Source organism: Arenimonas sp., from assembly GCF_022842045.1.
Classification (GTDB): domain Bacteria; phylum Pseudomonadota; class Gammaproteobacteria; order Xanthomonadales; family Xanthomonadaceae; genus Arenimonas.
In genome coordinates this window covers 43,201-66,196 of the sequence record NZ_JALHQI010000007.1, presented here as the reverse complement: position 1 = coordinate 66,196, position 22,996 = coordinate 43,201, and the positions used below count along the sequence as shown (strand labels likewise).

19 protein-coding genes are annotated in these 22,996 nt (G+C 70.8%); 12 read left to right on the top strand and 7 right to left on the bottom strand.

All coding sequences use genetic code 11. The annotated features are described in order from the left end of the window. Positions 1 to 113 precede the first annotated feature (113 nt). From sufC to Q0C12_RS03115, 3 genes are all read right to left on the bottom strand, one after another. A complete protein-coding gene (gene sufC, locus Q0C12_RS03125; RefSeq protein WP_290886099.1) occupies positions 114 to 878 on the bottom strand; it encodes a Fe-S cluster assembly ATPase SufC in 765 nt (254 codons plus the stop codon). A gap of 130 nt (positions 879 to 1,008) precedes the next feature. Continuing rightward, positions 1,009 to 2,451 carry a Fe-S cluster assembly protein SufB gene (gene sufB, locus Q0C12_RS03120; RefSeq protein ID WP_290886096.1) on the bottom strand — a complete coding sequence of 481 codons (1,443 nt, stop codon included), beginning with the start codon at positions 2,449 to 2,451 and terminating at the stop codon, positions 1,009 to 1,011. Position 2,452: 1 nt separating this feature from the next. Then, the gene (locus Q0C12_RS03115; protein ID WP_290886094.1) at positions 2,453 to 2,902 is read right to left on the bottom strand and encodes an SUF system Fe-S cluster assembly regulator; all 450 of its coding nucleotides are present in this window, start codon (positions 2,900 to 2,902) and stop codon (positions 2,453 to 2,455) included. 191 nt (positions 2,903 to 3,093) lie between these two features. Between Q0C12_RS03115 and Q0C12_RS03110 the strand changes: the two genes are divergently transcribed. The 5 genes from Q0C12_RS03110 (at position 3,094) to Q0C12_RS03090 (ending at position 9,033) form a co-directional block, all read left to right on the top strand. After that, complete coding sequence (locus tag Q0C12_RS03110; protein ID WP_290886091.1) at positions 3,094 to 3,573, top strand: SET domain-containing protein-lysine N-methyltransferase; 480 nt, start codon at positions 3,094 to 3,096, stop codon at positions 3,571 to 3,573. A 164-nt stretch (positions 3,574 to 3,737) separates the two neighbouring features. Next, a complete protein-coding gene (locus Q0C12_RS03105) occupies positions 3,738 to 5,948 on the top strand; it encodes a DUF5916 domain-containing protein (protein ID WP_290886088.1) in 2,211 nt (736 codons plus the stop codon). A 181-nt stretch (positions 5,949 to 6,129) separates the two neighbouring features. Further along, complete coding sequence (locus tag Q0C12_RS03100) at positions 6,130 to 6,699, top strand: GbsR/MarR family transcriptional regulator (protein ID WP_290886085.1); 570 nt, start codon at positions 6,130 to 6,132, stop codon at positions 6,697 to 6,699. After that, positions 6,696 to 8,039, top strand: coding sequence for a cytochrome ubiquinol oxidase subunit I (locus Q0C12_RS03095; protein WP_290886082.1), 1,344 nt, complete (start codon positions 6,696 to 6,698; stop codon positions 8,037 to 8,039). Before Q0C12_RS03100 ends, Q0C12_RS03095 begins: the two co-directional genes overlap by 4 nt. Position 8,040: 1 nt before the next feature. Continuing rightward, a complete protein-coding gene (locus Q0C12_RS03090; protein WP_290886079.1) occupies positions 8,041 to 9,033 on the top strand; it encodes a cytochrome d ubiquinol oxidase subunit II in 993 nt (330 codons plus the stop codon). Between the two features lie 18 nt (positions 9,034 to 9,051). Here Q0C12_RS03090 and Q0C12_RS03085 read toward each other — a convergent pair whose 3' ends face one another. Together Q0C12_RS03085 and fusA are read right to left on the bottom strand one after the other, a co-directional pair. Then, positions 9,052 to 9,555: a pilin gene (locus tag Q0C12_RS03085; protein ID WP_290886076.1), complete on the bottom strand. Its 504-nt coding sequence runs from the start codon at positions 9,553 to 9,555 to the stop codon at positions 9,052 to 9,054. 58 nt (positions 9,556 to 9,613) lie between these two features. Then, on the bottom strand, positions 9,614 to 11,650 hold the full coding sequence (gene fusA, locus Q0C12_RS03080) for an elongation factor G (protein ID WP_290886073.1): 2,037 nt from the start codon (positions 11,648 to 11,650) through the stop codon (positions 9,614 to 9,616). 225 nt (positions 11,651 to 11,875) lie between these two features. On the opposite strand from fusA, the gene Q0C12_RS03075 reads away from it, so the two are divergent. The 4 genes from Q0C12_RS03075 to Q0C12_RS03060 all read left to right on the top strand — a co-directional run bounded on the left by Q0C12_RS03075 (position 11,876) and on the right by Q0C12_RS03060 (position 15,639). Further along, positions 11,876 to 12,304, top strand: coding sequence for an OsmC family peroxiredoxin (locus Q0C12_RS03075; RefSeq protein ID WP_290886069.1), 429 nt, complete (start codon positions 11,876 to 11,878; stop codon positions 12,302 to 12,304). Further along, complete coding sequence (locus tag Q0C12_RS03070; protein ID WP_290886066.1) at positions 12,297 to 13,025, top strand: alpha/beta fold hydrolase; 729 nt, start codon at positions 12,297 to 12,299, stop codon at positions 13,023 to 13,025. The genes Q0C12_RS03075 and Q0C12_RS03070 overlap by 8 nt, the downstream gene beginning before the upstream one ends. Before the next feature lie 133 nt (positions 13,026 to 13,158). Continuing rightward, on the top strand, positions 13,159 to 13,833 hold the full coding sequence (locus Q0C12_RS03065; RefSeq protein ID WP_290886063.1) for a glycine zipper 2TM domain-containing protein: 675 nt from the start codon (positions 13,159 to 13,161) through the stop codon (positions 13,831 to 13,833). A gap of 144 nt (positions 13,834 to 13,977) precedes the next feature. Then, positions 13,978 to 15,639, top strand: coding sequence for an amidohydrolase (locus Q0C12_RS03060; protein WP_290886061.1), 1,662 nt, complete (start codon positions 13,978 to 13,980; stop codon positions 15,637 to 15,639). Positions 15,640 to 15,687: 48 nt separating this feature from the next. Here the strand turns inward: Q0C12_RS03060 and Q0C12_RS03055 are convergent, their stop codons facing one another. Together Q0C12_RS03055 and Q0C12_RS03050 are read right to left on the bottom strand one after the other, a co-directional pair. Further along, on the bottom strand, positions 15,688 to 16,563 hold the full coding sequence (locus Q0C12_RS03055) for a PhzF family phenazine biosynthesis protein (protein WP_290886058.1): 876 nt from the start codon (positions 16,561 to 16,563) through the stop codon (positions 15,688 to 15,690). A gap of 31 nt (positions 16,564 to 16,594) precedes the next feature. Then, on the bottom strand, positions 16,595 to 17,473 hold the full coding sequence (locus tag Q0C12_RS03050; RefSeq protein ID WP_290886036.1) for a PhzF family phenazine biosynthesis protein: 879 nt from the start codon (positions 17,471 to 17,473) through the stop codon (positions 16,595 to 16,597). 117 nt (positions 17,474 to 17,590) lie between these two features. Between Q0C12_RS03050 and Q0C12_RS03045 the strand changes: the two genes are divergently transcribed. Genes Q0C12_RS03045 through murD form a run of 3 tightly spaced genes read left to right on the top strand, consistent with a single transcriptional unit; the run spans position 17,591 to position 22,995 of the window. Further along, entirely contained in the window at positions 17,591 to 20,212 is a 2,622-nt protein-coding gene (locus tag Q0C12_RS03045; RefSeq protein ID WP_290886033.1) for a bifunctional aspartate kinase/diaminopimelate decarboxylase, read from the top strand. Then, the gene (murL, locus tag Q0C12_RS03040) at positions 20,205 to 21,635 is read left to right on the top strand and encodes a UDP-N-acetyl-alpha-D-muramoyl-L-alanyl-L-glutamate epimerase (RefSeq protein ID WP_290886031.1); all 1,431 of its coding nucleotides are present in this window, start codon (positions 20,205 to 20,207) and stop codon (positions 21,633 to 21,635) included. The genes Q0C12_RS03045 and murL overlap by 8 nt, the downstream gene beginning before the upstream one ends. Then, positions 21,616 to 22,995, top strand: a complete 1,380-nt coding sequence (gene murD, locus Q0C12_RS03035) for a UDP-N-acetylmuramoyl-L-alanine--D-glutamate ligase (RefSeq protein ID WP_290886104.1) — start codon at positions 21,616 to 21,618, stop codon at positions 22,993 to 22,995. Before murL ends, murD begins: the two co-directional genes overlap by 20 nt. Position 22,996 lies beyond the last annotated feature (1 nt).

Genomic DNA, 22,996 nt, shown 5'->3' with positions numbered 1-22,996 from the left:
CAGCGCGGCGGCCAGCGCCGCGCGCCGCGCCGGGCCGAGGCCAAGCGCATCCACGTGCGCCGCGGGCAGGGCGGCGAAGCCGGATTCGAAGGATTGCAGCAGGGCGCTCATGCTCAGGCCGACGCCCCCGGCGCGATCCGGTCCTTCACCCAGGCGTAGCCGTGCGCCTCGAGCTCCAGCGCCAGCTCCGGGCCACCGCTCTCGACGATGCGGCCGTCGGCCAGCACGTGCACCACGTCCGGCTTGATGTAGTCGAGCAGGCGCTGGTAGTGGGTGATCACGAGGAAGGCGCGCTCCGGCGAGCGCATCAGGTTCACGCCGTCGGCCACCGCCTTGAGCGCGTCGATGTCCAGGCCCGAGTCGGTTTCGTCCAGGATCGCGAGCTTGGGCTCGAGCAGGGCCAGCTGGAAGATCTCGTTGCGCTTCTTCTCGCCGCCGCTGAAGCCCTCGTTGACGGCGCGGTGCAGCAGCTCGTCCTTGAGGTGGAGCACGGCCAGCTTCTCGCGCACGCGCTTGAGGAACTGCATCGAGTCGAGCTCTTCCTCGCCGCGCGCCTTGCGCTGGGCGTTGAGCGCGGTGCGCAGGAAGTAGGTGTTGTTCACCCCCGGGATCTCGACCGGGTACTGGAAGGCCAGGAACACCCCGGCGGCGGCGCGCGCCTCGGGCTCCAGCGCCAGCAGGTCGACGCCCTCGAGCTCGACGCGGCCTTCGACCACCTCGTAGCCCTCGCGACCGGCGATGACGTTGCCGAGCGTGGACTTGCCGGCGCCGTTCGGGCCCATGATGGCGTGCACCTGCCCGGGCTTCACGTCCAGCGAGAGGCCCTTGAGGATGTCCTTGCCGGCGACGCGGACGTGGAGGTTTTCGATCTTCAGCATGGGTGTTGCATCCGTAGTTTTCGTTTGCCCCCTCTCCCGCTGGCGGGAGAGGGTTGGGGAGAGGGCATCGCGAGGTCGCCCTCTTCCGCCCTTCGGGCACCTTCTCCCGCAAGCGGGAGAAGGGAATCTTTCAGCCGACGGCGCCTTCGAGGCTGACTTCCAGCAACTTCTTGGCCTCCACCGCGAACTCCATCGGCAGCTCCTTGAAGACCTGCTTGCAGAAGCCATCGACGATCATCGACACCGCGTCCTCCTCGCCGATGCCGCGGCTGCGGCAGTAGAAGAGCTGGTCGTCGCTGATCTTGGAGGTGGTGGCCTCGTGCTCCACCGTCGCGGTCGGGTGCTTGACCTCGATGTAGGGGAAGGTGTGCGCGCCGCATTGCTTGCCGATCAGCAGGCTGTCGCACTGGGTGTAGTTGCGGGCGCCGGCGGCGGTCTTTTCCATCTTCACCAGGCCGCGGTAGGTGTTCTGGCCGCGGCCGGCGCTGATGCCCTTGCTGATGATCTTGGACTTGGTGTTCCTGCCCAGGTGGATCATCTTGGTGCCGGTGTCGGCCTGCTGGCGGTGGTGGGTGAGCGCCACCGAGTAGAACTCGCCGACCGAGTCGTCGCCCTTGAGCACGCAGCTCGGGTACTTCCAGGTGATGGCCGAGCCGGTCTCCACCTGGGTCCACGAGATCTTCGAGCGGTCGCCGCGGCATTCGCCGCGCTTGGTGACGAAGTTGTAGATGCCGCCGACGCCGTTCTCGTCGCCCGGGTACCAGTTCTGCACGGTCGAGTACTTGATCTCGGCGTCTTCCAGCGCCACCAGCTCCACCACCGCCGCGTGCAGCTGGTTCTCGTCGCGCTGCGGGGCGGTGCAGCCCTCGAGGTAGGACACGTGCGCGCGCTCCTCGCAGATGATCAGCGTGCGCTCGAACTGGCCGGTGTGGCCGGCGTTGATGCGGAAATAGGTGCTCAGCTCCATCGGGCAGCGCACGCCCCTGGGGATAAACACGAAGGAGCCATCCGAGAACACCGCGGAATTGAGCGCGGCGAAGTAGTTGTCGCCCACCGGCACCACGCTGCCCAGGTACTGGCGCACCAGCTCGGGGTGTTCCTTGATGGCCTCGGACATCGAGCAGAAGATCACGCCCTTCTCGGCCAGCTCCTTGCGGAAGGTGGTGCCGACCGACACCGAGTCGAACACCGCGTCCACCGCCACGCCCGCCAGCTTGGCGCGCTCGTGCAGCGGCACGCCCAGCTTGTCGTAGGTGTCGAGCAGCTCCTGCGGCACTTCGGACAGCGACTTGTACTTCGGGCCCTTCGGCGCGCTGTAGTAGCTCAGCGCCTGCAGGTCGATGGGCGCGATCTGCAGCTTGGCCCACTCGGGCATCGGCATGGTGAGGAAATGCCGGTAGGCGGCCAGCCGCCACTCGGTCATCCACTCGGGCTCTTCCTTCTTGGCCGAGAGCGCGCGGACGACGTCCTCGCTCAACCCGGGGAGGAAGGTGTCGGACTCGATGTCGGTGATGAAGCCGGCGTCGTACCGGCGGGACAGCTTCTCGACGATTTCCTGGTTCTGGATGGCCATCTCAGCCTCCTGCCGCCGCGAGCTGCAGCGGGATGGATTTGCGGACGGCCGACGGCGGGAGCATGTCGGCCAGGGTGATGCCGCCGAGCGCGTCGGCGATCACGTCGTTGATGCGGCGCCAGTGCGTCTGCACGCCGCAGTGGGCCTCGTGCTCGCAGTTGGAGTGCTCGCCGGAGCATTCGGTCATGTTGAGCGGGCCTTCTATGGCCTCGACGACCGCCTTGAGCGGGATCTCGTGGGCGGGGCGGGCCAACCGGTAGCCACCGTTGGCGCCGCGGAAGCTCTCGACCAGGCCGGCATGGGCCAGCGGCTTGAGCACCTTGGCGACCGTGGGGGCCTCGAGCCGCGAGCGTTCGGCCAGCTCGGCGGCGGAATGCACGCGCCCCGGCGCCTCGGCCAGGGCGACCAGGACGACGGTGGCGTAATCGGTGAGCTTGGTGACGCGAAGCATGGCGTCGGCCTGGCGGTTTGAATCAGGACCGAAATTGTACGCTTTGGCCCCGGCCGGCTCAATCCACGGCGCGTGAAGCCGTTCACGGGCCGGGTGCAAGGGGCCCCGGGGCCTCCGCGAACGGGCTGGGCTGCACGATCCGGCGGCATCAGGGACAATGCCGGTCCCCACGCCGCCCCGGATGTCCCTGCATGCCCAAGAAGATCGAAGCCCGCCAGTCCGCCATCCACGGCAATGGCGTCTTCGCCACCGAGGCGATCGCCAAGGGCGAGCGGGTCATCCGCTACAAGGGCCTGCTGCGCACCCACGCGGAAGTGGACGCGGTGTACGCCGACGAGGCCGATACCGGCCACACCTTCCTGTTCACGCTCAACGACAAGTACGTGATCGACGCCAACGTGGACGGCAACGACGCGCGCTGGATCAACCACAGCTGCGACCCGAACTGCGAGGCCACCTGGCTCGAGGACGGCAAGAAGAAGCGCAAGGACCGGATCTACATCGAGGCCATGCGCGACATCGCCGCCGGCGAAGAGCTGACCTACAACTACGGCATCGTGCTGCACGAGCCGCACACCGCGAAGCTCAAGAAGCTCTGGGCCTGCCGCTGCGGTTCCAAGCACTGCACCGGCACGATGCTGCAGCCCAAGCCCCCCGCCAAGAAGCGCTGACCACGCCGCCTCCTGTGGGAGGGACTTCCGTCCCGATGCTTTCCGGCCAGAAGCATCGGGACGGAAGTCCCTCCCACAGGAGGCGCGCTTGCCATGACTTACGACCCGCTCTTCGCGGCGCCAATGCGCCGATCATTCGCGCGTCGCTCCACCCGGGAACCCGCATGAAACTCGCTGCCTGCCTCGGCGCCCTGGCGTTCGCCGCCGCGCCCGCCTTCGCCGTCGAAGTCGATGGCCGCATCGATCCGTCCGAATGGGCCGGCGCCCGCCACATCACCGACTTCGAGATGGTGCAGCCACTCAACGGCGAGCCGGCGCGCCTGCGCACCGAGGCCTGGGTGCTGGCCACGCCGAACGGCCTGGCCGTGGCCTTCCGCAATCAACAGCCGGCCGACGTGCCGCGCACCACCCAGCGCACCCGCCGCGACGAGGGCGGGGCGCTGGACCGCGTCAATTTCATGGTGGATTTCGACGGCGACGGCCGCACCGGCTACGACTTCATGGTCACGGTGGGCAACGGCATCAGCGACGAGGTGATCACCAGCGAGCGCAACTTCAACACCGACTGGGACGGCCACTGGCACCACGCGGTGACGCAGGACGCCGATGGCTGGAGCGTCGAGATGCTGATCCCCTGGCACGTGGCGCCGATGGCGAAGCCGGCCGACGGCGAGCGCACCCTGGGCATCTACGTCGACCGCGTGGTCGGCAGCACCGGCGAGCGCTACGGCTGGCCGGGCATCAGCTTCCAGCGGTCGCGCTTCCTGTCGGAGTTCGCGAAGATCCAGGTGCCGCACTACGAGCAGGCGCTGCTGGCGGTCACGCCCTACGTGGTCGGCGTCAGCGACATCGCCAACGGCGGCACCGATTTCGATGCCGGCGCCGACCTGTTCTGGAAGCCCAACGGCCAGTTCCAGCTGTCGGCGACGCTGAACCCGGACTTCGGCCAGGTCGAGAGCGACGACCTGGTGGTGAACTTCGGTGCGGTCGAGACCTTCTTCGGCGACAAGCGGCCCTTCTTCACCGAGAACCAGGGCCTTTTCGACGTGCCCTTCGGCGCGGGAAACAGCCGGCTGCTGTACACGCGCCGCATCGGCCAGTTCGCCGACGTGGACGCCGCGGTGAAGCTCAACGGCAGCCTGGGCCAGGTGCGCTACGGCGTGCTGGCGGCCACCGAGGACGGCGACCTCGGGCGGGATTTCTTCGCGCTGCGCGCCACCCGCGACTTCGGCGCCCAGGACCTGGGCGGCATGCTGACCCGCGTGGACGTGCCCTTCGCCGACCGCGAGGCGACGGTGACTTCCGTGGACCATCTCTGGTCGCCGACGCCGGCCTGGAACATCCGCTCGCAGGTGGTGGCGTCCAGTGTCCGCCAGGGCGGCACGCGCAGCGACGACAGCGGCTTCCAGGTCCGCGCCGACCAGGAGCTCGGCGACGGCTGGCGCCAGCAGGCCTACCTGCTGCACCTGGGCGACGAGCTGCAGCTCAACGACATCGGCTTCCTCGACCGAAACGATTTCAACTACCTGCGCTACGAGCTGGCGCGGCGCTACCCGAACCAGCCCGAGGCCTCGAAGTACGCCTCGCACGAATGGCGGTGGGCGGCGTCCACCCGGCGCAACGACAGCGGTCTGTCGATCGCCGAGGCCGCGGCGATCCAGCGCTACAGCGAGCGCCGCGATGGCGGCAATGAATTCTTCGACGTCACGGCCTGGTCTTCCGGCCACGATGACCTGATCACGCGCGGCAATGGCGTGGTCCGCGTGCCCGAAAAGGTCTACGCGTTCTACGAGCGCTCGCGTCCGCGCCAGGGTTCCTGGTCCTGGTACGGCAGCACCCGGCTCGCGGGCGATGGCCTGGAGGGGGCCTCCCGGCCCGGCCTCGAGTTCGACCTCGAGCCGACGCTGCACTTCAACGACAGCCTCGCGCTGGAACTGGGCGTTGGCGTGCAGCACCTGCCGGACTGGCTGCTCTGGCGCGGTGGCAACCGCCTGGGCAGCTACCGCGCCGACCTGGCGACGCTGGGCGCCAGCCTGCAATGGCAGATCGGCCACCGCCAGGAGCTGCGCGTGAAACTCGAGACCATCGCCCTCGACGCGCGCCTGCGCCAGGCCTGGGCCGTGCGCGCCGACGGCGAGCCGATCGCCACCGCCACGCCCGCCGACATCACCGACTTCAGCCTCGCCAACCTGGGCTTCCAGGTCCGCTACCGCTACGAGCTGGCGCCGCTGTCGGACCTTTACATCGTTTACGGCCGCGGTGGCCTGGACGAGCGCAGCGCCGGCCGCTCGCTGTCCGAGCTGCTCGGCGACGCCAGCTCGCTGGCCGACACCGAGCAGCTGCTCATCAAGGTCAGTTACCGCTTCGCCAACTGACCCGTCATCTCCTGTGGGAGGGACTTCAGTCCCGATGCTCCCGCCCGAAGAGCTTCGGGACTGAAGTCCCTCCCACAGGGGCGGGGGTGATGGGTAGCTGAACGGGTGGCAGAGCTCGCTTGCGGGTTGTCAATGATCCAAGTCTAATGTTTCAGAAATTTCTGAAACTTCGAGGCCGGTCATGGACCTTCCCCCGCTCAGCCAGTCCTTCGTGCTCCATTTCGGTGAAATGGGCAGCCGTTGGGGCATCAACCGGACCGTGGGGCAAATCTATGCCCTGCTGTTCATCTCGGCCCAGCCACTGACGGCCGACGAGATCACCGAGCGGCTGGGCGTCAGCCGCTCCAACGTGAGCATGGGGCTGAAGGAGCTCTCGTCCTGGCGGCTGGTGCGCCTGAGCCACCAGCCGGGCGATCGCCGCGACTTCTACGCCGCGCCCGAGGACGTCTGGGCCATCTTCAAGACCCTGGCCGAGGAGCGGCAGCGGCGCGAGGTGGACCCGACCCTCTCGATGCTGCGTGACGCGCTGCTGGAAACACCGGACTCGCCGGAGGAAAAGCACGCGCAGGCGCGCATGCGCGAGATGCACGACCTGATCGAGCAGCTCACCGAGTGGTTCGCCGAGGTGCGCAAGCTCTCGCCGTCCACGCTGGAGAAGCTGATGTCGCTGGGCGCCAAGGCCACGACCCTGCTGCAGTTCACCGACCGCATGCGGGGGGCGGCGCCGGCCAACGAGGAGAAGGCGTCGTGAGCGAACTCGACCCGGCCCTGCTGGCGCGCATCCAGTTCGCGGCCAACATCAGCTTCCACATCCTGTTCCCCACCATCACGATCGCGCTGGGCTGGTTCCTGCTGTTCTTCAAGCTGCGCTTCCTGCGCACCGGCAAGCAGCACTGGCTCGACGCCTACTACTTCTGGGTGAAGGTGTTCGCGCTCACCTTCGCGCTGGGCGTGGTCAGCGGCATCACCATGAGCTTCCAGTTCGGCACCAACTGGCCGGGCTTCATGGAAACGGTGGGCAACATCGCCGGGCCGCTGCTGGCCTACGAGGTGCTGACGGCGTTCTTCCTCGAGGCCAGCTTCCTCGGGATCATGCTGTTCGGCCGCAAGCGCGTGGGCGAGCGCGTGCACACCCTGGCCACCGTGCTGGTGGCGGGCGGCACCACCCTGTCGGCGTTCTGGATCCTGGCGCTGAATTCCTGGATGCACACGCCGGTCGGCTTCGAGATGATCGATGGCGTGGCGCATCCGACCGACTGGTTCGCCATCATCTTCAACCCGTCCTTCCCGTACCGGCTGGTGCACATGCTGCTGGCCTCGGGCCTGACCGCGGCCTTCCTGGTCGCCGGCCTGTCGGCCTACCGCTGGCTGCGCCGCGACCGCGCGCCGGACGTGATGGCCGCGATGCGCACCGGCGTGGCCGTCGCCGCGCTGCTGATCCCGGTGCAGATCTTCGTGGGCGACCTGCATGGCCTGAACACGCTCGAACACCAGCCGGCCAAGGTCGCCGCGATGGAAGGCATCTGGCAGGACGAGAAGGGCGCACCGGTGCTGCTGTTCGCGCTGCCCAACGAGGAAACGCGCAGCAATGACTACGCCATCGGCATTCCCAAGCTCGCCAGCCTGATCCTCACGCACTCGCTCGATGGCGAGATCAAGGGCCTGGACTCGTTCCCGGACGCGCACCCGCCGGTGGCGCCGGTGTTCTGGGGTTTCCGGGTGATGGTGGGCACGGGCCTGCTGATGCTGGCGGTGTCGTGGTGGAGCGCCTGGCGACTGCGCCGCCACGCCGAGCCCACGGTCTGGCAGGCGCGCGCGCTGCTGGCGATGACCTTCGCTGGCTGGATCGCGACGCTGGCGGGCTGGTACGTCACCGAGATCGGCCGCCAGCCCTGGCTGGTCACCGGCGTGCTGCGCACGGTGGACGCGATCTCGGCGACGCCGGCGCCGATCATCGGCATCAGCTTGACTGCTTACCTGCTGCTCTACGTCGCGCTGCTGTCGGCCTACGTCTCGGTGCTGTTCTACCTGGCCCGCCACCGCGGCAAACCCGACCACAAGCCGGCGGTCGCCGGCCTGCAGGAGGCCTGAGATGGAAACCGCACTCCCGGTGGTGTTCACCGCGCTGATGGCGCTGGCGATGCTCCTGTACGTCGTGCTCGACGGCTACGACCTCGGCGTCGGCATCCTGCTGCGCGGCGTGCCCGATGCCGACAAGGACCGGATGATCTCGTCCATCGGCCCGTTCTGGGACGCCAACGAGACCTGGCTGGTGCTGGGCGTGGGCCTGCTGCTGGTGGCTTTCCCGCTGGCGCATGGCGTGATCCTGGGCGCGCTGTACCTGCCGGTGGCGGCGATGCTGATCGGCCTGATCCTGCGCGGCGTCGCCTTCGACTTCCGGGTGAAGGCGCGGGCGGCGCACAAGCCGCTGTGGAACGGCGCCTTCTGGTCGGGCTCGGTGATCGCGGCGTTCTCGCAGGGCTACATGCTGGGCAGCTACGTGCTGGGCTTCCGCGACGACGCGGTGGGCGTGGCCTTCGCCGTGTCGATCGGGCTGGCGCTGTGCGCGGGCTACGCCCTGCTGGGCGCCGGCTGGCTGGTGCTCAAGGCCGAGGGCGAACTGCGCCAGCGCGCGCTGCGCTGGGCCTACGTGAGCCTGTGGCTGACCGGCCTGGGCATCGCGGCGGTGTCGGTGGCGACGCCTTGGGTGAGCCCGCGCATCTTCGAGAAGTGGTTCGCGCTGCCGCAGCTGCTGTTCCTGCTGCCGGTGCCGGTACTGACCGCGCTGGTGTTCGCCGCCACCGAAGGCGCGATCCGCCGGCTGCGCAAGGGCGAGAGCCGGCGCGACTGGATCCCGTTCGCGGGCGCGATCCTGCTGTTCGTGCTGGCCTTCGCGGGTCTGGCCTACAGCCTTTTCCCCTACCTTGTGATCGACCGGATCACGCTGTGGGACGCGGCGGCGGCCACGGGCTCGCTGAAGATCATGCTGTTCGGCGCCGCGATCACGCTGCCGATGATCCTGCTGTACACGGTCTACGTGTACCGCGTCTTCTGGGGCCGCACCGCCGAACTCAGCTACGAGTAGACCCCTGTGGAAGCGACTTCAGCGGCAGCTGGGGAGACGGGTGGCGGCGGGGTAGTTGGTGGCGCGGCACTGCCAGGACACGCGGCCGTCGGGCTCGATCGACGGGGTGAGGCGGATGACGCCGCCGCGGGACACGTGCGGCTTCATCGCGATCGCCACCACGCCCTGCGGCTGGATCGAGATCGCCGCGACCGAGGCGTCGGCGTACTGGTCCGGGTTGCCCAGCGACAGCTGGGCGAGGTTGCGCGGCCAGGCCTGGTTCGCTTCATAGAAGGCCTGCACGGCCGCCTGGATGTCGGCGGCGCGGGCAATGGCGTCGGCGGCCTGGCGCTGGGACGGCGGAAGCGCGGGGGCTTCCGGCGCGGCGGGCGCGGCCGGCTCGACCGGCTCGACCGGCGCGGCGGCCGTGGGCACTTCGCCGGCCGCGGGGACCTGGGCGAAATGCACGGACACGCGGTACGCGATCAGCGAAAAGATGACCGCGAACACCAGGGCGATGAACAGGTAGGCGGGCGATTTCATCCTTGGACCGTCAGGCGCGGCGGGACTGCCGCGCCTGCAGTCTACCCGCATGCGATGTTCAGTCCTCGTCGTGGTGCGGCCGCCAGGACTCCACCAGCTGCTTTTGCACCTGGGGTGGCACCGGCTCGTAGTGGCTGAACTCGAGGTCGTAGCGGCCGCGGCCGGCGGTGGCGCCCTTGAGTTCGGCGGCGTAGTCGGTGAGTTCGCTCAGCGGCACCTGCGCCTTCACCAGCACCTCGCCGCCGCGGCCGGCGTCGGTGCCGTGTATGCGCGCGCGCTTGGACGCCAGTTGGCCGGTGATGTCGCCCATGTGCGACTCGGGCGCCGCCACGGTCAGGTCCACGATGGGCTCGAGCACCTGCGGGCGTGCCTTCAGGATCGCGTCGAGGAAGGCCTTCTTGCCGGCCGCCACGAAGGCCACTTCCTTCGAGTCCACGCTGTGGTACTTGCCGTCGTACACCGTCACGCGCACGTCCTGGATCGGGTAGCCGGCCACCGCGCCACCGTGCAGCACCTGGCGCACGCCTTTCTCCACAGCCGGCAGGTACTGGCCGGGGATGGTGCCGCCCTTCACCGCATCCACGAACTCGAAGCCCTGTCCGCGCGCCAGCGGCTCCACCCGCAGGTAGACCTCGCCGAACTGGCCGGCGCCGCCGGTCTGCTTCTTGTGGCGGTGGTGGCCCTCGGCGGCGGCACCGATGGTTTCGCGGTAGGCGATGCGTGGCGGGCGCGTCGTCACCGCCACGCCGTAGCGGTCCTTGATGCGCTCGAGCATCACCCGCAGGTGCAGCTCGCCCAGGCCGCGGATCACGGTCTCGTTGAGCTCGGCGTGGTGCTCGACGTGGAAACCGGGGTCCTCCTCGGCCAGGCGGTGCAGCGCCGTCGCGAGCTTCTGCTCCTGTCCGCGGGTGGCGGCCTCGATCGCCAGCCCGAACATGGGCCTGGGGAAGTCCAGCGGATGCAGGCGGATGTCGTCCTCGTCGTGGCTGTCGTGCAGCACGGCGTCGAAGTGGATGTCGTCCACCTTGGCCACCGCGGCGATGTCGCCGGCCACGGCCTCGTCGATCTCGACGTGGTCCTTGCCCTTGAGCCGGAACAGGTGGCCGACCTTGAACGGCTTGCGGCCGTCGTCGATGAACAGCTGGCTGTCGCGCCGCACCGTGCCCTGGAACACGCGGAACACGCTGAGCTTGCCGACGAAGGGATCGTTGACGAGCTTGAACACGTCGGCGATCACGTGCGCCGCGGGGTCGGGCGTGGCGATGATGGGCTGGCCGTTCTTCTCGAACGGCGGCGGGTTGCCTTCCAGCGGGTTGGGCAGCAGCCGCTCGGCCAACTCCAGCAGCTCCGCCACGCCCGCGCCCGTGCGTGAGGAGGCGAAGCACACCGGCACCAGGTGGCCTTCGCGCAGGCACTGCTCGAAGGCATCGTGCAGGGCCTGGCCGCTCAGGCCTTCCTCGCCGACCTCGAGGTAGCGCTCCATCACCTGCTCGTTGATCTCGACCACCTGGTCGATGATGCGTTGGTGCGCCGTGGCCACCGGCCCGAGGTCGGAGTCGCCCTCGGGGTTGAAGAAGCAGTCCACCACGCGCTGGCCGCCGTCGGCCGGCAGGTTGATGGGCAGGCATTCGGGGCCGAAGGTCTCGCGGATTTCCTCGACCAGCTGCGCCAGGTGCCCGGGGTCGGCGTCGATGCGGTTGATCACCAGCAACCGGCACAGGTTGCGGGCCTTGGCGTAGTCCATCATCCGGCGCGTGCCGTACTCGATGCCGGTGGCGGCGTTGATGACGATGGCGACGGTCTCCACCGCCGAGAACGCCGACAGCGTGGGCCCGCGGAAATCCGCGTAGCCCGGCGTGTCGATCAGGTTCACGTGGATGCCGCCGTGGTCGATGCTGGCCAGCGCGGTGTTGAGCGAATGGCCGCGCGCCTTCTCCATCGGGTCGAAGTCGGACACGGTGGTGCCGCGTTCCAGGCTGCCTGCCGCGGGAAGGGCGCCGCCGGCATGCAGCAGGGCTTCGAACAGGGTGGTCTTGCCGGCGCCGGAGTGGCCTGCCAGGGCCACGTTTCTGATGTTTTCGGTTCGGTACGACATGAGGCCGTCTCTCCCAGGGTGATGGGTGGATAGGCCGTCATGGTCGGCGGCGCAGAGGCGCTGCCAGGTCGTTTATCGCGCGACCGCGCGTCGGTCATGGCGGGCCCCGGCGGGGCCGGGGAGGGCTAGCCTCCCTCCGACGCGGCGCCGGGTCAACCCGGGCCCGGGGGCGGGGGTAGACTGCGGGTCCCGGCCGCCCCCGCGGCCCGCCAACGGAGCATCGCCATGGGTTTCAAACGCCGCGCCACCGCCCACTGGGAGGGCGACCTCAAGACCGGCCAGGGCCGCATGAGCACGCCGCAGAGCGGCCTATTCGAGGGCACCCGCTATTCCTTCGGCACCCGCTTCGGCGACGAGAAGGGCACCAATCCCGAGGAGCTGCTGGCCGCGGCCCACGCCGGCTGCTATTCCATGGCGCTGGGCTTCATCCTGCAGAACGCCGGCTTCACCGCCACCCGCATCGATACCCAGGCCGAGGTGGCGATGGAGACCTCGCCCGGCCCGCATGCGGTCGGCGTGCACCTGACGGTGACGGCGACGGTGCCGGGCATCGACGCCGCGGCCTTCGCCGACATCGCCGCCAACGCCAAGGAGAACTGCGTGATCTCGAAGGCGCTGTCGCTGCCGGTCACGCTGGACGCGAAGCTTGTCTGAAGCCCGGCGCGCCGTCGTCCTCGTGCACGGCGCGGGCGGCGGCGGCTGGGAGTGGGACGCCTGGTCGCGGGTGTTCGCGGCCGGAGCTTGGCGCGTGTTCGCGCCCGACCTGCAGCCGGCCGCGGCGGGCCTGGCCGCGACGCGCCTGGCGGATTACCGCGCCCAGGTCGCGGACTGGCTGGCCCGCGCCCGCCGCGAGGCCGATCGGGTGGCGCTGGTCGGCGCCAGCCTGGGCGGCCTGCTGGTGCTGCTGGAAGGCGCGGATGCCGACGCCCGCGTGCTGGTGAACCCGATGCCGCCGGCGGGCCTGGCGGCCGAACCGTCCCCGGTCGTGGTTCCGTGGCGCCAGCGCGCGAGCCTGGCGGGCACGCGGCGCGCAATCCCCGAGGCCGACGCCGCGGCGGCGCTGTTCGCCTTCCGGCGCTGGCGCGACGAGTCCGGCGCGGTGATGGACGCGGCGCGCGCAGGCGTCGCGCTGCCCGCGTCGGATGCGCCGACGCTGGTGATGGCCTCTCGCGACGACGCCGACGTGCCGTTCCAAGCCAGTGCCGCCCTGGCCGCCTCGCTCGGCGCCGGCGTCGTGCCGCTGCCCGGCAGCCACGTCGCCCCGCTGCTGGGGCGCGACGCGCCCGCCGTCGCCACCCAAGCTGCCGCCTGGCTCGCTGCCGCCGTGGGAGGGAGTTCAGTCCCGATGCGTTTCGGCGAAAGGCATCGGGACTGAAGTCCCTCCCACAGGGGCAGTTGAATGGCTGGCAACGGAGGAGGCCAGGCCGGCGGCCAGCCCGGAAGGTTCAGCGCCGGTTGGGCGCGGCGGCCCGAGGATTCGCCCACGCCCTCCGGCGTCAGGAGCTGCCATGAACCGCCTCGTTCCCCGAACCCTCGTCCTCGCCGTGGCGCTGGCCGCCGGCGGCGTCAGCGCGCAGGACTACCACGCCCCGGATTACGGCTACGAACAGGGCTACGGCGACTACCGCGGCCATGACGACCGTGGCTACGCGTCCCGCGGCTCCGCCTACGACCTGGCCCGCGTCATCCGCGTCGAGCCCATCGTCGAGCGCGCACAGCCCGTCAGCCGCCGCGAGTGCTGGCGCGAGGCCTCGCCCGTGCAGGAGGTGCACGACTACTACGACCCGTACGCGAACCCGCGCTACGCCCGCCGCGATCCGCGCCGCCCCAGCGGCAGCGGCGCCGTGCTGGGCGCCATCGTCGGCGGCGTGCTGGGCAACAGCGTCGGCAACGGCGACGGCCGCCAGGCCGCGACCGTGGTCGGCGCCGTGATCGGCGGTGCGGTCGGCAACGACATGGAGCGCCGCAGCCGCGAGCGCGCCTACGGCCCGCACGACGCCCGCTACAACCCGGCACTGCGGGAAGTCGAGCGCTGCCGCATCGTCAGCGACTACCCGCGCGAAGGCCGCGTCGTCGGCTACCGCGTCGGCTATGAATACGCCGGCCGCGAGTTCGAGACGGTCACCGACTACCACCCGGGCCACGAGATCCGCGTCCGCGTCGACGTCACCCCCGAAGGCTGACCCCCTGTAGGAGGGACTTCAGTCCCGAAGCTTCTCGCGGACAAGCTTCGGGACTGACGTCCCTCCTGCAGTTCGTTGCGGCGCTGCAGATTTGCGCCGGACGGGAATGCTTGTAGGGTAGGGCCCTTCTCACGGGAGCCCGCCATGCGTCGTCTTCACCTCGTCCTTGCCCTTGCCGCGCTGCTGCCCGGCGCCGTAACCGCCAGCGACATCACCGGCCTGGTCAACGCGCGCATCCACACCGGCGAAGCGGACTGGCCCGTGCGCGCGGTGCTGGCCTGGGACGCGGAGGGACGCATTGTCCACGTCGGCGACGACGCCGAGGCACTTTCCGCGAAGTACCCGGGCATCAAACTGGTCGATGCCGGCGGCCGCGACGTGGTGCCCGGCCTGATCGACGCGCACGCACACCTGATGAACCTGGGCTTCGCGCTGCTGCGCGCCGACCTGGTGGACGCCGCCAGCAAGGAAGAAGTCATCGCCCGCCTGAAGGCCTTCGAGGCCACCCTGCCCGAGGGCGCCTGGCTGCTCGGTCGCGGCTGGGACCAGAACGACTGGCCGGGCAAGGATTTCCCCACGGCCGCCGACCTCGACGCCGCCTTCCCGGACCGCCCGGTCTGGCTCGAGCGCGTGGATGGCCATGCCGGCTGGGCCAACAGCGCCGCGATGCGCGCCGCCAAGCGCGACCTCGGCGGCGACTGGCAGCCCGAGGGTGGCCGCATCCTGCGCGCGGACGGCCGCGCCACCGGCGTCTTCATTGACACCGCCTCGGCGGTGATCGACGAAGTGGTGCCGGCGCCCGACGCCGCCCTGCGCGCCGAGGCGCTCGAGCGGGCGCTGGAGGCCGCGGTGAAGCACGGCCTCACGGGCGTGCACGACATGGGCGTGTCGCTGGCCGACCTGCGCCTGATGCGCGAATTCGCCGACGCCGACCGCCTGCCGCTGCGCATCCGTGCCTACGCCGACGGCGACTCGGCGTCGCTGGCGGCGCTGTGCCGCGCCGGCCGCGCCTACGAACACCCCAAGGGGCGCCTGGCCATGCGCGGCGTGAAGTTCTACGTGGACGGCGCGCTAGGCAGCCGCGGCGCCGCGCTGCTGGAGGACTACAGCGACGAGCCCGGCCACCGCGGCCTGCTGGTCACCGAACCGGCGGCCTATGCCGCCGCCGTGCAGAAGGCGCGCGACTGCGGCGTGCAGCCGGCCAGCCACGCCATCGGCGACCGCGGCAACCGCATCGTGCTCGATACCTACGCCAAGGTGCTCGGCGAGGCCGCGGGCACCGACCACCGCTGGCGCGTCGAGCACGCGCAGGTGGTGGCGCCGGCCGACATCCCGCGCTTCGCCACGCTCAAGCTGATCGCCTCGATGCAGCCCACGCACGCCACCTCGGACATGCCGTGGGCAGAAGCGCGCGTCGGCAAGGCGCGGCTGGAAGGCGCCTACGCCTGGCAGCGTTTCCGCGATGCCGGCGTGCCGCTGGCGCTGGGCTCGGATTTCCCGGTGGAATCGGTGGATCCGCGCCTGGGCCTGTATTCCTCGGTCACCCGCGCCGACCTCAAGGGCATGCCGGCCGGCGGCTGGCTGCCCGACCAGAAGCTCACGCCGCAGCAGGCGCTGGCCGGCTTCACCGCCGACGCGGCGCACGCGTCGTTCGATGAGAAGGCACTGGGCAAGCTGGTGGCGGGCTACCGCGCCGACTTCGTCATCCTCGGCGGCGATCCGCTGACGATCGCGCCGGCGCAGTTGCCCAAGCTCGAAGTCGTGTCCACCTGGGTCGACGGCAAGCCCGTCTACGAAAAGAAATAACGCCACCCTTTGGGAGGGAATGAAGTCCCTCCCACAAGGGGCGCGGGCTCAATCCCAGTCAAGTTCGCCGCGAACGACCGTCTGCACCTGGCCGCCCGACCAGACGTCGCCGTCGGCGTCCACGCGCAGCTCCAGGCGCGCATCGTGGCCGACTTCGCGGCCCTGGCTGACGACGTAGCGGCCGCTGGCGTGCGGCAGCGCGTCGCGCTCGTGCAGCCATGCCGCCAGGGTGGCGTTGGCAGCGCCCGAGGCGGCGTCCTCGACCTGGCCGGGCTGGCCGACCAGCGCGCGCACCACCAGGTCGTAATCGCGGCCCTCGCAGCGGGCGAACACGCACAGGCCCATCGCCTCGTGGTCGCGCGCCAGCGCGCTCACGGCGTCCCAGCGCGGCACCAGGCGACGCACCGAGGACTCGTCGCTCAGTTCGGCCAGCCACCAGCGGCGCCCGCCGTCCATCAGTACCGGCGGCAGTGCGCCGGCGGTGAAGCCTTCGAGTGCGGCGAACAGGCGCGGGTCGTCGGGCTGGCCGATCTCGAGCACGCGGGCCTTCGGCGCGCGCACGGCGAGCCGGCGGTCACGGCCGGTGCCGCGCACTTCGATCGGCAGCAGGCCGACGGCGCATTCCTGCACCAGCTGGCCGTCGCGCGGCGCAGCCAGGCCGGCGTCGAGCACGGCGTGTGCGCTGCCGATGCTGGGGTGCCCGGCGAAGGGCACTTCGCGGCGCGGGCTGAAGATGCGCAGGCAGTAGCTGGCCGCCGGCGTCGTCGGCGGCAGCACGAAGGTGGTTTCCGGCAGCCGCGTCCAGCGCGCGATCGCCTGCATCGCGGCGTCGTCCAGGCCAGCGGCGTCGAGCACGACGGCGAGTGGGTTGCCGTCGCCGGGTTTGGCGGCGAAGACGTCGAGCTGTACGAACTGGCGCGGCATGGGGCGTCCTGCCCGGGTGGGGGCGTGCAGGTTACCAGTCCAGCGTGCCGCGGATGACGGTCTGGGTGCAGCCGCCGATCCAGGCTTCCCCGTCCTTGTCCACGCTCACCTCGATCCGGCCGTCCCGGCCCACCTCACGACCCTGGCTCACCACGTAGCGACTGCCGAGCGCGGCCAGGGCGCCGCATTCGTGGACCCAGGCGGCGATGGCGGCATTGGCGCTGCCGGTGACCGGGTCCTCGGGAATGCCGTCGGCCGGGCAGAAGGCGCGCACCGCCAGCTGGTGGTCGCTGCCGGCCGCGGTGCGGCCGAACACCGCCAGGCCGACGGCGCCTGTGAGGTCGGTGAGCGCGGCGATGGCGGCCAGGTCAGGCGCCATCGCGCGCACGGCGGCATCGTCGGCCAGCTCCACTACCCACCAGGCCGGCCCGTTGTCGATCAGCGCCGGCGCCAGCGCGCCCAGGCGGGCCCGGCCAAGCGCCGCCGCCAGCGCGTCTTCGTGCGGTACGCGCAGCGGCCGCGGCCGGCCGCGCGGCGCACGCACGGCGATGCGGCGGGCCTGGCCTTCGCCAGACACCGTCATCGGGAGCAGCCCGGCCGCGCATTCCTGCACCAGTTGGCCGTCCACCGCCTGCGCCAGCCCGGCCTCGAGCACCGCGTGCGCGGTGCCGATGCTGGGGTGGCCGGCGAACGGCAGCTCCTGGCGCGGGGTGAAGATGCGCACGCGGTAGCTGGCCCCGGCCGCGACCGGCGGCAGCACGAAGGTGGTCTCGGACAGGTTGGTCCAGTTCGCGAAGGCCTGCATCGCCGCGGTGTCGAGGTCGCGGGCGTCGAGCACCACGGCCAGCGGGTTGCCGGCCCCGGGCCGGTCGGCGAAGACGTCGAGCTGGAGGAATTCACGGCGGCGCATGGGGGAAGCTCCGTTCTGCAGCGGGGGGAGGCCGGCGAGTCGTGGCGGCGGCGCCTTCGTTTACACTGGCGCACGCCGCGCGCAAGCGCCGCGCCCCCTCATCTTAAACCTTGAACCATGAGCCCATCCGCGCCCGCCGCCGGTGCCGACGCACCGGACTGGATCGTCCTGAAGTTCGGAGGCACGTCCGTGTCCCGACGCCATCGCTGGGACACCATCGGCCGCCTGATGAAACGCCGGGCCGAAGAGGAGGGTGCGCGGGTGCTGGTGGTGGTGTCGGCCGTTTCCGGCGTCACCAATGAACTGCAGGCCATCTGCGACGGCCACGCGGATGCGGCCGGCACCGACGCCCGGATCGCGGCGCTGGTGCAGCGCCACGAGGACTTTTGTCGCGAACTTTCACTCGACCCCGCGCTCGCGCTCGGCGAACGCCTGGCGGCCCTGCGTGCGCTCGGCGCCGACCCGCGCCGCGCCGCCGGCGGACTCGACTGGCAGGCCGAGGTGCTGGCCCAGGGCGAACTGCTCTCGTCCACGCTGGGCGTGGCGTACCTTCGTACGCAGGGCCTGGACGTGGGCTGGACCGATTCGCGCGAATGGATCCACGCGCGCCCGCTGCCCAACCAGACCGATTGGGCCAAGCGCCTGTCGGCCAGCTGCGACTACACCGGCGACGCCGGCTTGCGCACGCGCTTCGCCGCGGCGGGCCCGTCGCTGCGCATCGCCCAGGGCTTCATCGCCCGCGCCCCGGACGGCGGCACCGCCATCCTCGGGCGCGGCGGTTCCGATACGTCCGCCGCCTACTTCGGCGCCTTGCTGGGCGCGCGCCGCGTGGAGATCTGGACCGACGTGCCGGGCATGTTCAGCGCCAACCCGCGTGCGGTACCCGATGCGCGCCTGCTGTCGCGCCTGGACTACGAAGAGGCGCAGGAAATCGCCACCACCGGCGCCAAGGTGCTGCATCCGCGCTGCATCCATCCCTGCCGCGAGGCGCGGGTGCCGCTGTGGATCCGCGACACCGAGCGGCCGGACATGCCGGGCACGGTGATCGATTCCTCGGCCACCACGCTGCCGGGCGTCAAGGCGATCAGCTCGCGCCGCGGCATCGTGCTGGTGTCGATGGAAACCATCGGCATGTGGCAGCAGGTCGGCTTCCTGTCCGACGTGTTCGAGCGCTTCAAGGCGCACGGGCTGTCGATCGACCTGATCGGTTCGTCCGAGGCCAACGTCACCGTTTCGCTCGACCCCAGCGACAACCTGGTCAGCACCAACGTGCTGGACGCCCTGTGCGCCGACCTGGCGCAGGTGTGCCGGGTGAAGGTGATCGCGCCCTGCGCCGCGATCACCCTGGTCGGGCGCGGCATGCGCTCGATGCTGCACAAGCTGTCCGATGTCTGGGCCGAGTTCGGCCGCGAGCGCGTGCACCTGATCTCGCAGTCCTCTAACGACCTCAACCTCACCTTCGTGGTGGACGAGGGCCTGGCCGAAGGCATGTTGCCGCGCCTGCACGCGCTGCTGGCGCAGTCGGGCGCGATGCCGGTGAGCGAGGCCGCGGTGTTCGGCCCCAGCTGGCGCCGCATCGACCAGCCGGCGACGCTGCGCCCGCCCACGTGGTGGCAGCGGCAGTCGGGCCGCCTGCTGCACCTGGCCCAGGCCGGCACGCCGCGCTACGTGTACCACCTGCCGACGGTGCGCGAGCGGGCGCGCGAGATCGCCGGCGTGGCCGCGATCGACCGTCGCTTCTTCGCGCTCAAGGCCAATCCGCACCCGCGCGTGCTGCAGGCGCTCGAGGCCGAAGGCTTCGGGTTCGAATGCGTGTCGCGCGGCGAGCTGGAGCATCTCTACCGCGTGCTGCCGGCGCTGGCGCCCGACCGCGTGCTGTTCACGCCCAGCTTCGCGCCGCAGCGCGAGTACGCGGCCGCGCTCGGCAAGGGCGTGCACGTGACCATCGATTCCGCGACGCCGCTGCGCCAGTGGCCGGACCTGTTCCGCGGCCGCGACATCGTGCTGCGGCTCGACCCCGGCTTTGGCCACGGCCACCACGAGAAGGTACGCACGGGCGGCAAGGACGCCAAGTTCGGCCTGGCCGCCGAGGCGCTGCCCGAATTCCTCGACGCCGCGCGCGCCGCCGGTGCCCGCATCACCGGCCTGCACGCCCACATCGGCAGCGGCATCCACGACGCGCGCCACTGGCACACCGTTTACGCGCAGCTGGCCTCGCTGGCCGAGGGCATCGGCACGGTCGGTTTCATCGACGTCGGCGGCGGCCTGGGCGTGGCCTACGACCCGGAGGCCGAGCCCTTCGACGTCGCCGCTTACGCGGCCGCGCTGGCCGAAGTGAAGGCGGCCTACCCGCAGTACGCGCTGTGGGTGGAGCCTGGCCGCTACCTGGTCGCCGAGTGCGGCGTGCTGCTGCTGGCCGTGACCCAGGTCACGCGCAAGCAGGGCCTGCGCCGCGTCGGTGCCGATGGCGGCATGAACGCACTGCTGCGCCCCGCGCTGTACAACGCCTGGCACGAAATCGTGAACCTGTCGCGCCTCGACGATGCCGCCGGCGACGCCTGCGACGTGGTCGGCCCGATCTGCGAGACCGGCGACGTGATCGGCCGCCAGCGCCGCCTGCCCGAGGCCACCGCCGAGGGCGACGTGCTGCTGGTCGGCCACGCCGGTGCCTACGGGGCCGTGATGGCCAACCGCTACAACCTGCGCGAGCTGCCGCAGGAGGACGTGATCGATGACTGAGTTCGACCGCGGCGCCATCGGCGCCTTCCGATTCACCGGCTGCCAGTTCGACCCGGGGACGGGCGAGGCGCGGCTGGGCTATGCCTTCGACGACGGCCCGGCGATGGAGGAGGTCGTGCGCTTCCCGGGCGCACCGTTCGCGCTGGACGACGCGCGCGCGGAGGCCGTGCAGCGCGCGCTGCGGCTGCTGCACCTCATCGCCGGCGTGAGCTATTACAAGGCCGCGGTGCCGCCGCGGATCGTGATCGAAGGCGAGGGCATCGACGACGCCACCGCGGCGCTGCTCACCTCCATCTACGAGAACGGCCTTGGCGAGTTCGCCTACCGCAACGGCCTGCAGCTGCGCGGCAAGATCCACTTCCCGGTCGCCGGAACCGTAGGAGGGACTTCAGTCCCGAAGCTTTCCGGCGAAGCGCGTTCGGGACTGAAGTCCCTCCTATGGGGAGCGGCGCCGGCGGCGGGGCTGCAGCGCCACGCCATCGTCGCCATTGGCGGCGGCAAGGATTCGCTGGTGTCGATCGAGGCGCTGCGCGCGCTGGGCATCGACCAGACCGTGGCCTGGATCGGCAGTTCGCCGCTTATCCGCGCCTGCGCCGAGCGCACCGGGCTGCCGCTGCTCAACATCACCCGGACGCTGTCGCCGCGGCTGTTCGAGCTCAACCGCCAGGGGGCGCTGAACGGCCACATCCCGGTCACCGCGGTGAACTCGGCCATCCTCGCGCTGGCGGCGCTGCTGCAGGGCCACGACCAGGTGGTGTTCTCGAACGAACGCTCGGCCAGCTACGGCAGCCTGATCGTGTCCGATGACGGCAGGGTCACCAGCGAGGTGAACCACCAATGGTCCAAGGGCTGGGACTTCGAGCGCGATCTCGCCGCCTACCTGCACAGCCACGTCGCCGCCGACCTCCGCTACTACTCGCTGCTGCGGCCGTTCTCGGAGCTGGCCGTGGCGCGCCAGTTCGCCCGGCTCGACCGCTACGACCAGCATTTCTCCAGCTGCAACCGCAACTTCCACATCCTTGGCGAGCGCCCGGCGCAGCGCTGGTGCGGCGTCTGCCCGAAGTGCCACTTCGTGTTCCTGGCGCTGGCGCCGTTCATGCCCAAGCCGCGGCTGATGACCATCTTCGGCCGCAATCTGCTCGACGAGTCCGAGCAGGCGCCGGGCTACGACGCGCTGCTCGAGTTCCGCGACCACAAGCCCTTCGAGTGCGTGGGCGAGGGCCGCGAGTCCCGTGCGGCCATGGACGTGCTGGCCGACAGCCCGGCCTGGCGCGAGGACGCGCTGGTCAAGCGCTACGCGCGCGAGATCCGGCCGCAGCTGGCGCCGGAGGAGCGGGGGCTGGCGCCGCTGCTCGAAGCCTCGGATGATCACGGCATTCCTGGCGAGCTGTGGGGACCGCTGCGTGCGCATTTCGGAGCTTGAGGGCAAGCGGGTCGCGATCTGGGGCTACGGCCGCGAAGGCCGGGCCGCGCTGGCCGCGCTGCGCTGGCGGCTGCCGCGCCTGCCGGTGACCGTGTTCTGCTCGCCCGACGAGGCCGAGCCGCTGCGCGAGATGCAGGACCCGGCGCTGCGCATCGAGATCGCCGTGGACGCCGACGCGCTGTGCGAACACGACGTGGTGGTCAAGTCGCCCGGCATCAGCCCTTACGCTTCGCCTGCGGCCGACGCCGCCCTGCGCGGAGTGCGCTTCGTCGGCGCCAGCGGGCTGTGGTTCGCCGAGCCCACGGCCGGCAAGCGCGTGGCCGTCACCGGCACCAAGGGCAAGTCCACCACCACGGCGCTGATCGCCCACCTGCTGCGCGCCGCCGGCCAGCGCACGGCCCTGGCCGGCAACATCGGCCTGCCGCTGCTCGAACTGCTGGACGTACAGCCGCCGCCCGACGTCTGGGCGATCGAACTCTCGAGTTACCAGACCGGCGAAGCCAGCGGCATCGACGTGGCGGTGGTGCTCAACCTGTTCCCCGAGCACCTGGACTGGCACGGCAACGAGGCCCGCTACTACGCCGACAAGCTGGCGCTGGTGACCAAGGCGGCGCCACGCGTGGCCGTCTTCAATGCCGCCGACCCGGTGCTGGCGGAGCTGGAAGTGCCGCCCACCACCCGCGTGGCCTGGTTCAACCTGGCCGACGGCTGGCACCTGCGCGAGGGCAGCGTTTACCGCGGCGAGCGCGCGGTGCTCGACGCCCGCAGCCTGCCGCTGCCCGGCCGCCACAACCGCCTGAACCTGTGCGCGGCGCTGGCCGCGATCGAGGCCCTGGGCCTGGACGCGGTGAAGCTGGCGCCGGCCGCGCTGTCGTTCCGGCCGCTGCCGCACCGGCTGCAAACGCTGGGCACGCGCAATGGCGTCGAATCGGTGAACGATTCGATCGCCACCACGCCGCATGCGTCCATCGCCGCGCTCGACTGCTTCCGCGGCCGGCGCGTGGCGATCCTGGTCGGTGGCTACGACCGCGGGCTGGACTGGGGCGTGTTCGTCGAGCGCATTGCCGCCGAGCCGGTGGCCGCGGTGATCACCATGGGCCAGAACGGCCCGCGGGTTTACGAAAAGCTGCGCACGCTGGCGCTGGGCGAACGCATGGTGCTGGCCGAGGCGGGCGAGATGGAAGAGGCGGTGAAGCTTGGCCTGCAGTCGCTGGGCACCGACGGCGTGCTGCTGCTGTCGCCGGGAGCGCCCAGCTTCCCGCGCTACCTCGACTACGTCGCCCGCGGCCGCCACTTCGCCAAGGCCGCCGGCTTCGACCCGGACCAGATCAGCGCCATCCCCGGCCTGGGCGTGGCCTGAC

Excerpts from the sequence above, each read along its gene's own strand:
- sufC (WP_290886099.1), bottom strand. The coding sequence starts at position 878 with ATGCTGAAGATCGAAAACCTCCACGTCCGCGTCGCCGGCAAGGACATC.
- sufB (WP_290886096.1), bottom strand. The coding sequence starts at position 2,451 with ATGGCCATCCAGAACCAGGAAATCGTCGAGAAGCTGTCCCGCCGGTAC.
- Q0C12_RS03115 (WP_290886094.1), bottom strand. The coding sequence starts at position 2,902 with ATGCTTCGCGTCACCAAGCTCACCGATTACGCCACCGTCGTCCTGGTC.
- Q0C12_RS03110 (WP_290886091.1), top strand. The coding sequence starts at position 3,094 with ATGCCCAAGAAGATCGAAGCCCGCCAGTCCGCCATCCACGGCAATGGC.
- Q0C12_RS03105 (WP_290886088.1), top strand. The coding sequence starts at position 3,738 with ATGAAACTCGCTGCCTGCCTCGGCGCCCTGGCGTTCGCCGCCGCGCCC.
- Q0C12_RS03100 (WP_290886085.1), top strand. The coding sequence starts at position 6,130 with ATGGACCTTCCCCCGCTCAGCCAGTCCTTCGTGCTCCATTTCGGTGAA.
- Q0C12_RS03090 (WP_290886079.1), top strand. The coding sequence starts at position 8,041 with ATGGAAACCGCACTCCCGGTGGTGTTCACCGCGCTGATGGCGCTGGCG.
- Q0C12_RS03085 (WP_290886076.1), bottom strand. The coding sequence starts at position 9,555 with ATGAAATCGCCCGCCTACCTGTTCATCGCCCTGGTGTTCGCGGTCATC.
- fusA (WP_290886073.1), bottom strand. The coding sequence starts at position 11,650 with ATGTCGTACCGAACCGAAAACATCAGAAACGTGGCCCTGGCAGGCCAC.
- Q0C12_RS03075 (WP_290886069.1), top strand. The coding sequence starts at position 11,876 with ATGGGTTTCAAACGCCGCGCCACCGCCCACTGGGAGGGCGACCTCAAG.
- Q0C12_RS03065 (WP_290886063.1), top strand. The coding sequence starts at position 13,159 with ATGAACCGCCTCGTTCCCCGAACCCTCGTCCTCGCCGTGGCGCTGGCC.
- Q0C12_RS03060 (WP_290886061.1), top strand. The coding sequence starts at position 13,978 with ATGCGTCGTCTTCACCTCGTCCTTGCCCTTGCCGCGCTGCTGCCCGGC.
- Q0C12_RS03055 (WP_290886058.1), bottom strand. The coding sequence starts at position 16,563 with ATGCCGCGCCAGTTCGTACAGCTCGACGTCTTCGCCGCCAAACCCGGC.
- Q0C12_RS03050 (WP_290886036.1), bottom strand. The coding sequence starts at position 17,473 with ATGCGCCGCCGTGAATTCCTCCAGCTCGACGTCTTCGCCGACCGGCCC.
- Q0C12_RS03045 (WP_290886033.1), top strand. The coding sequence starts at position 17,591 with ATGAGCCCATCCGCGCCCGCCGCCGGTGCCGACGCACCGGACTGGATC.
- murL (WP_290886031.1), top strand. The coding sequence starts at position 20,205 with ATGACTGAGTTCGACCGCGGCGCCATCGGCGCCTTCCGATTCACCGGC.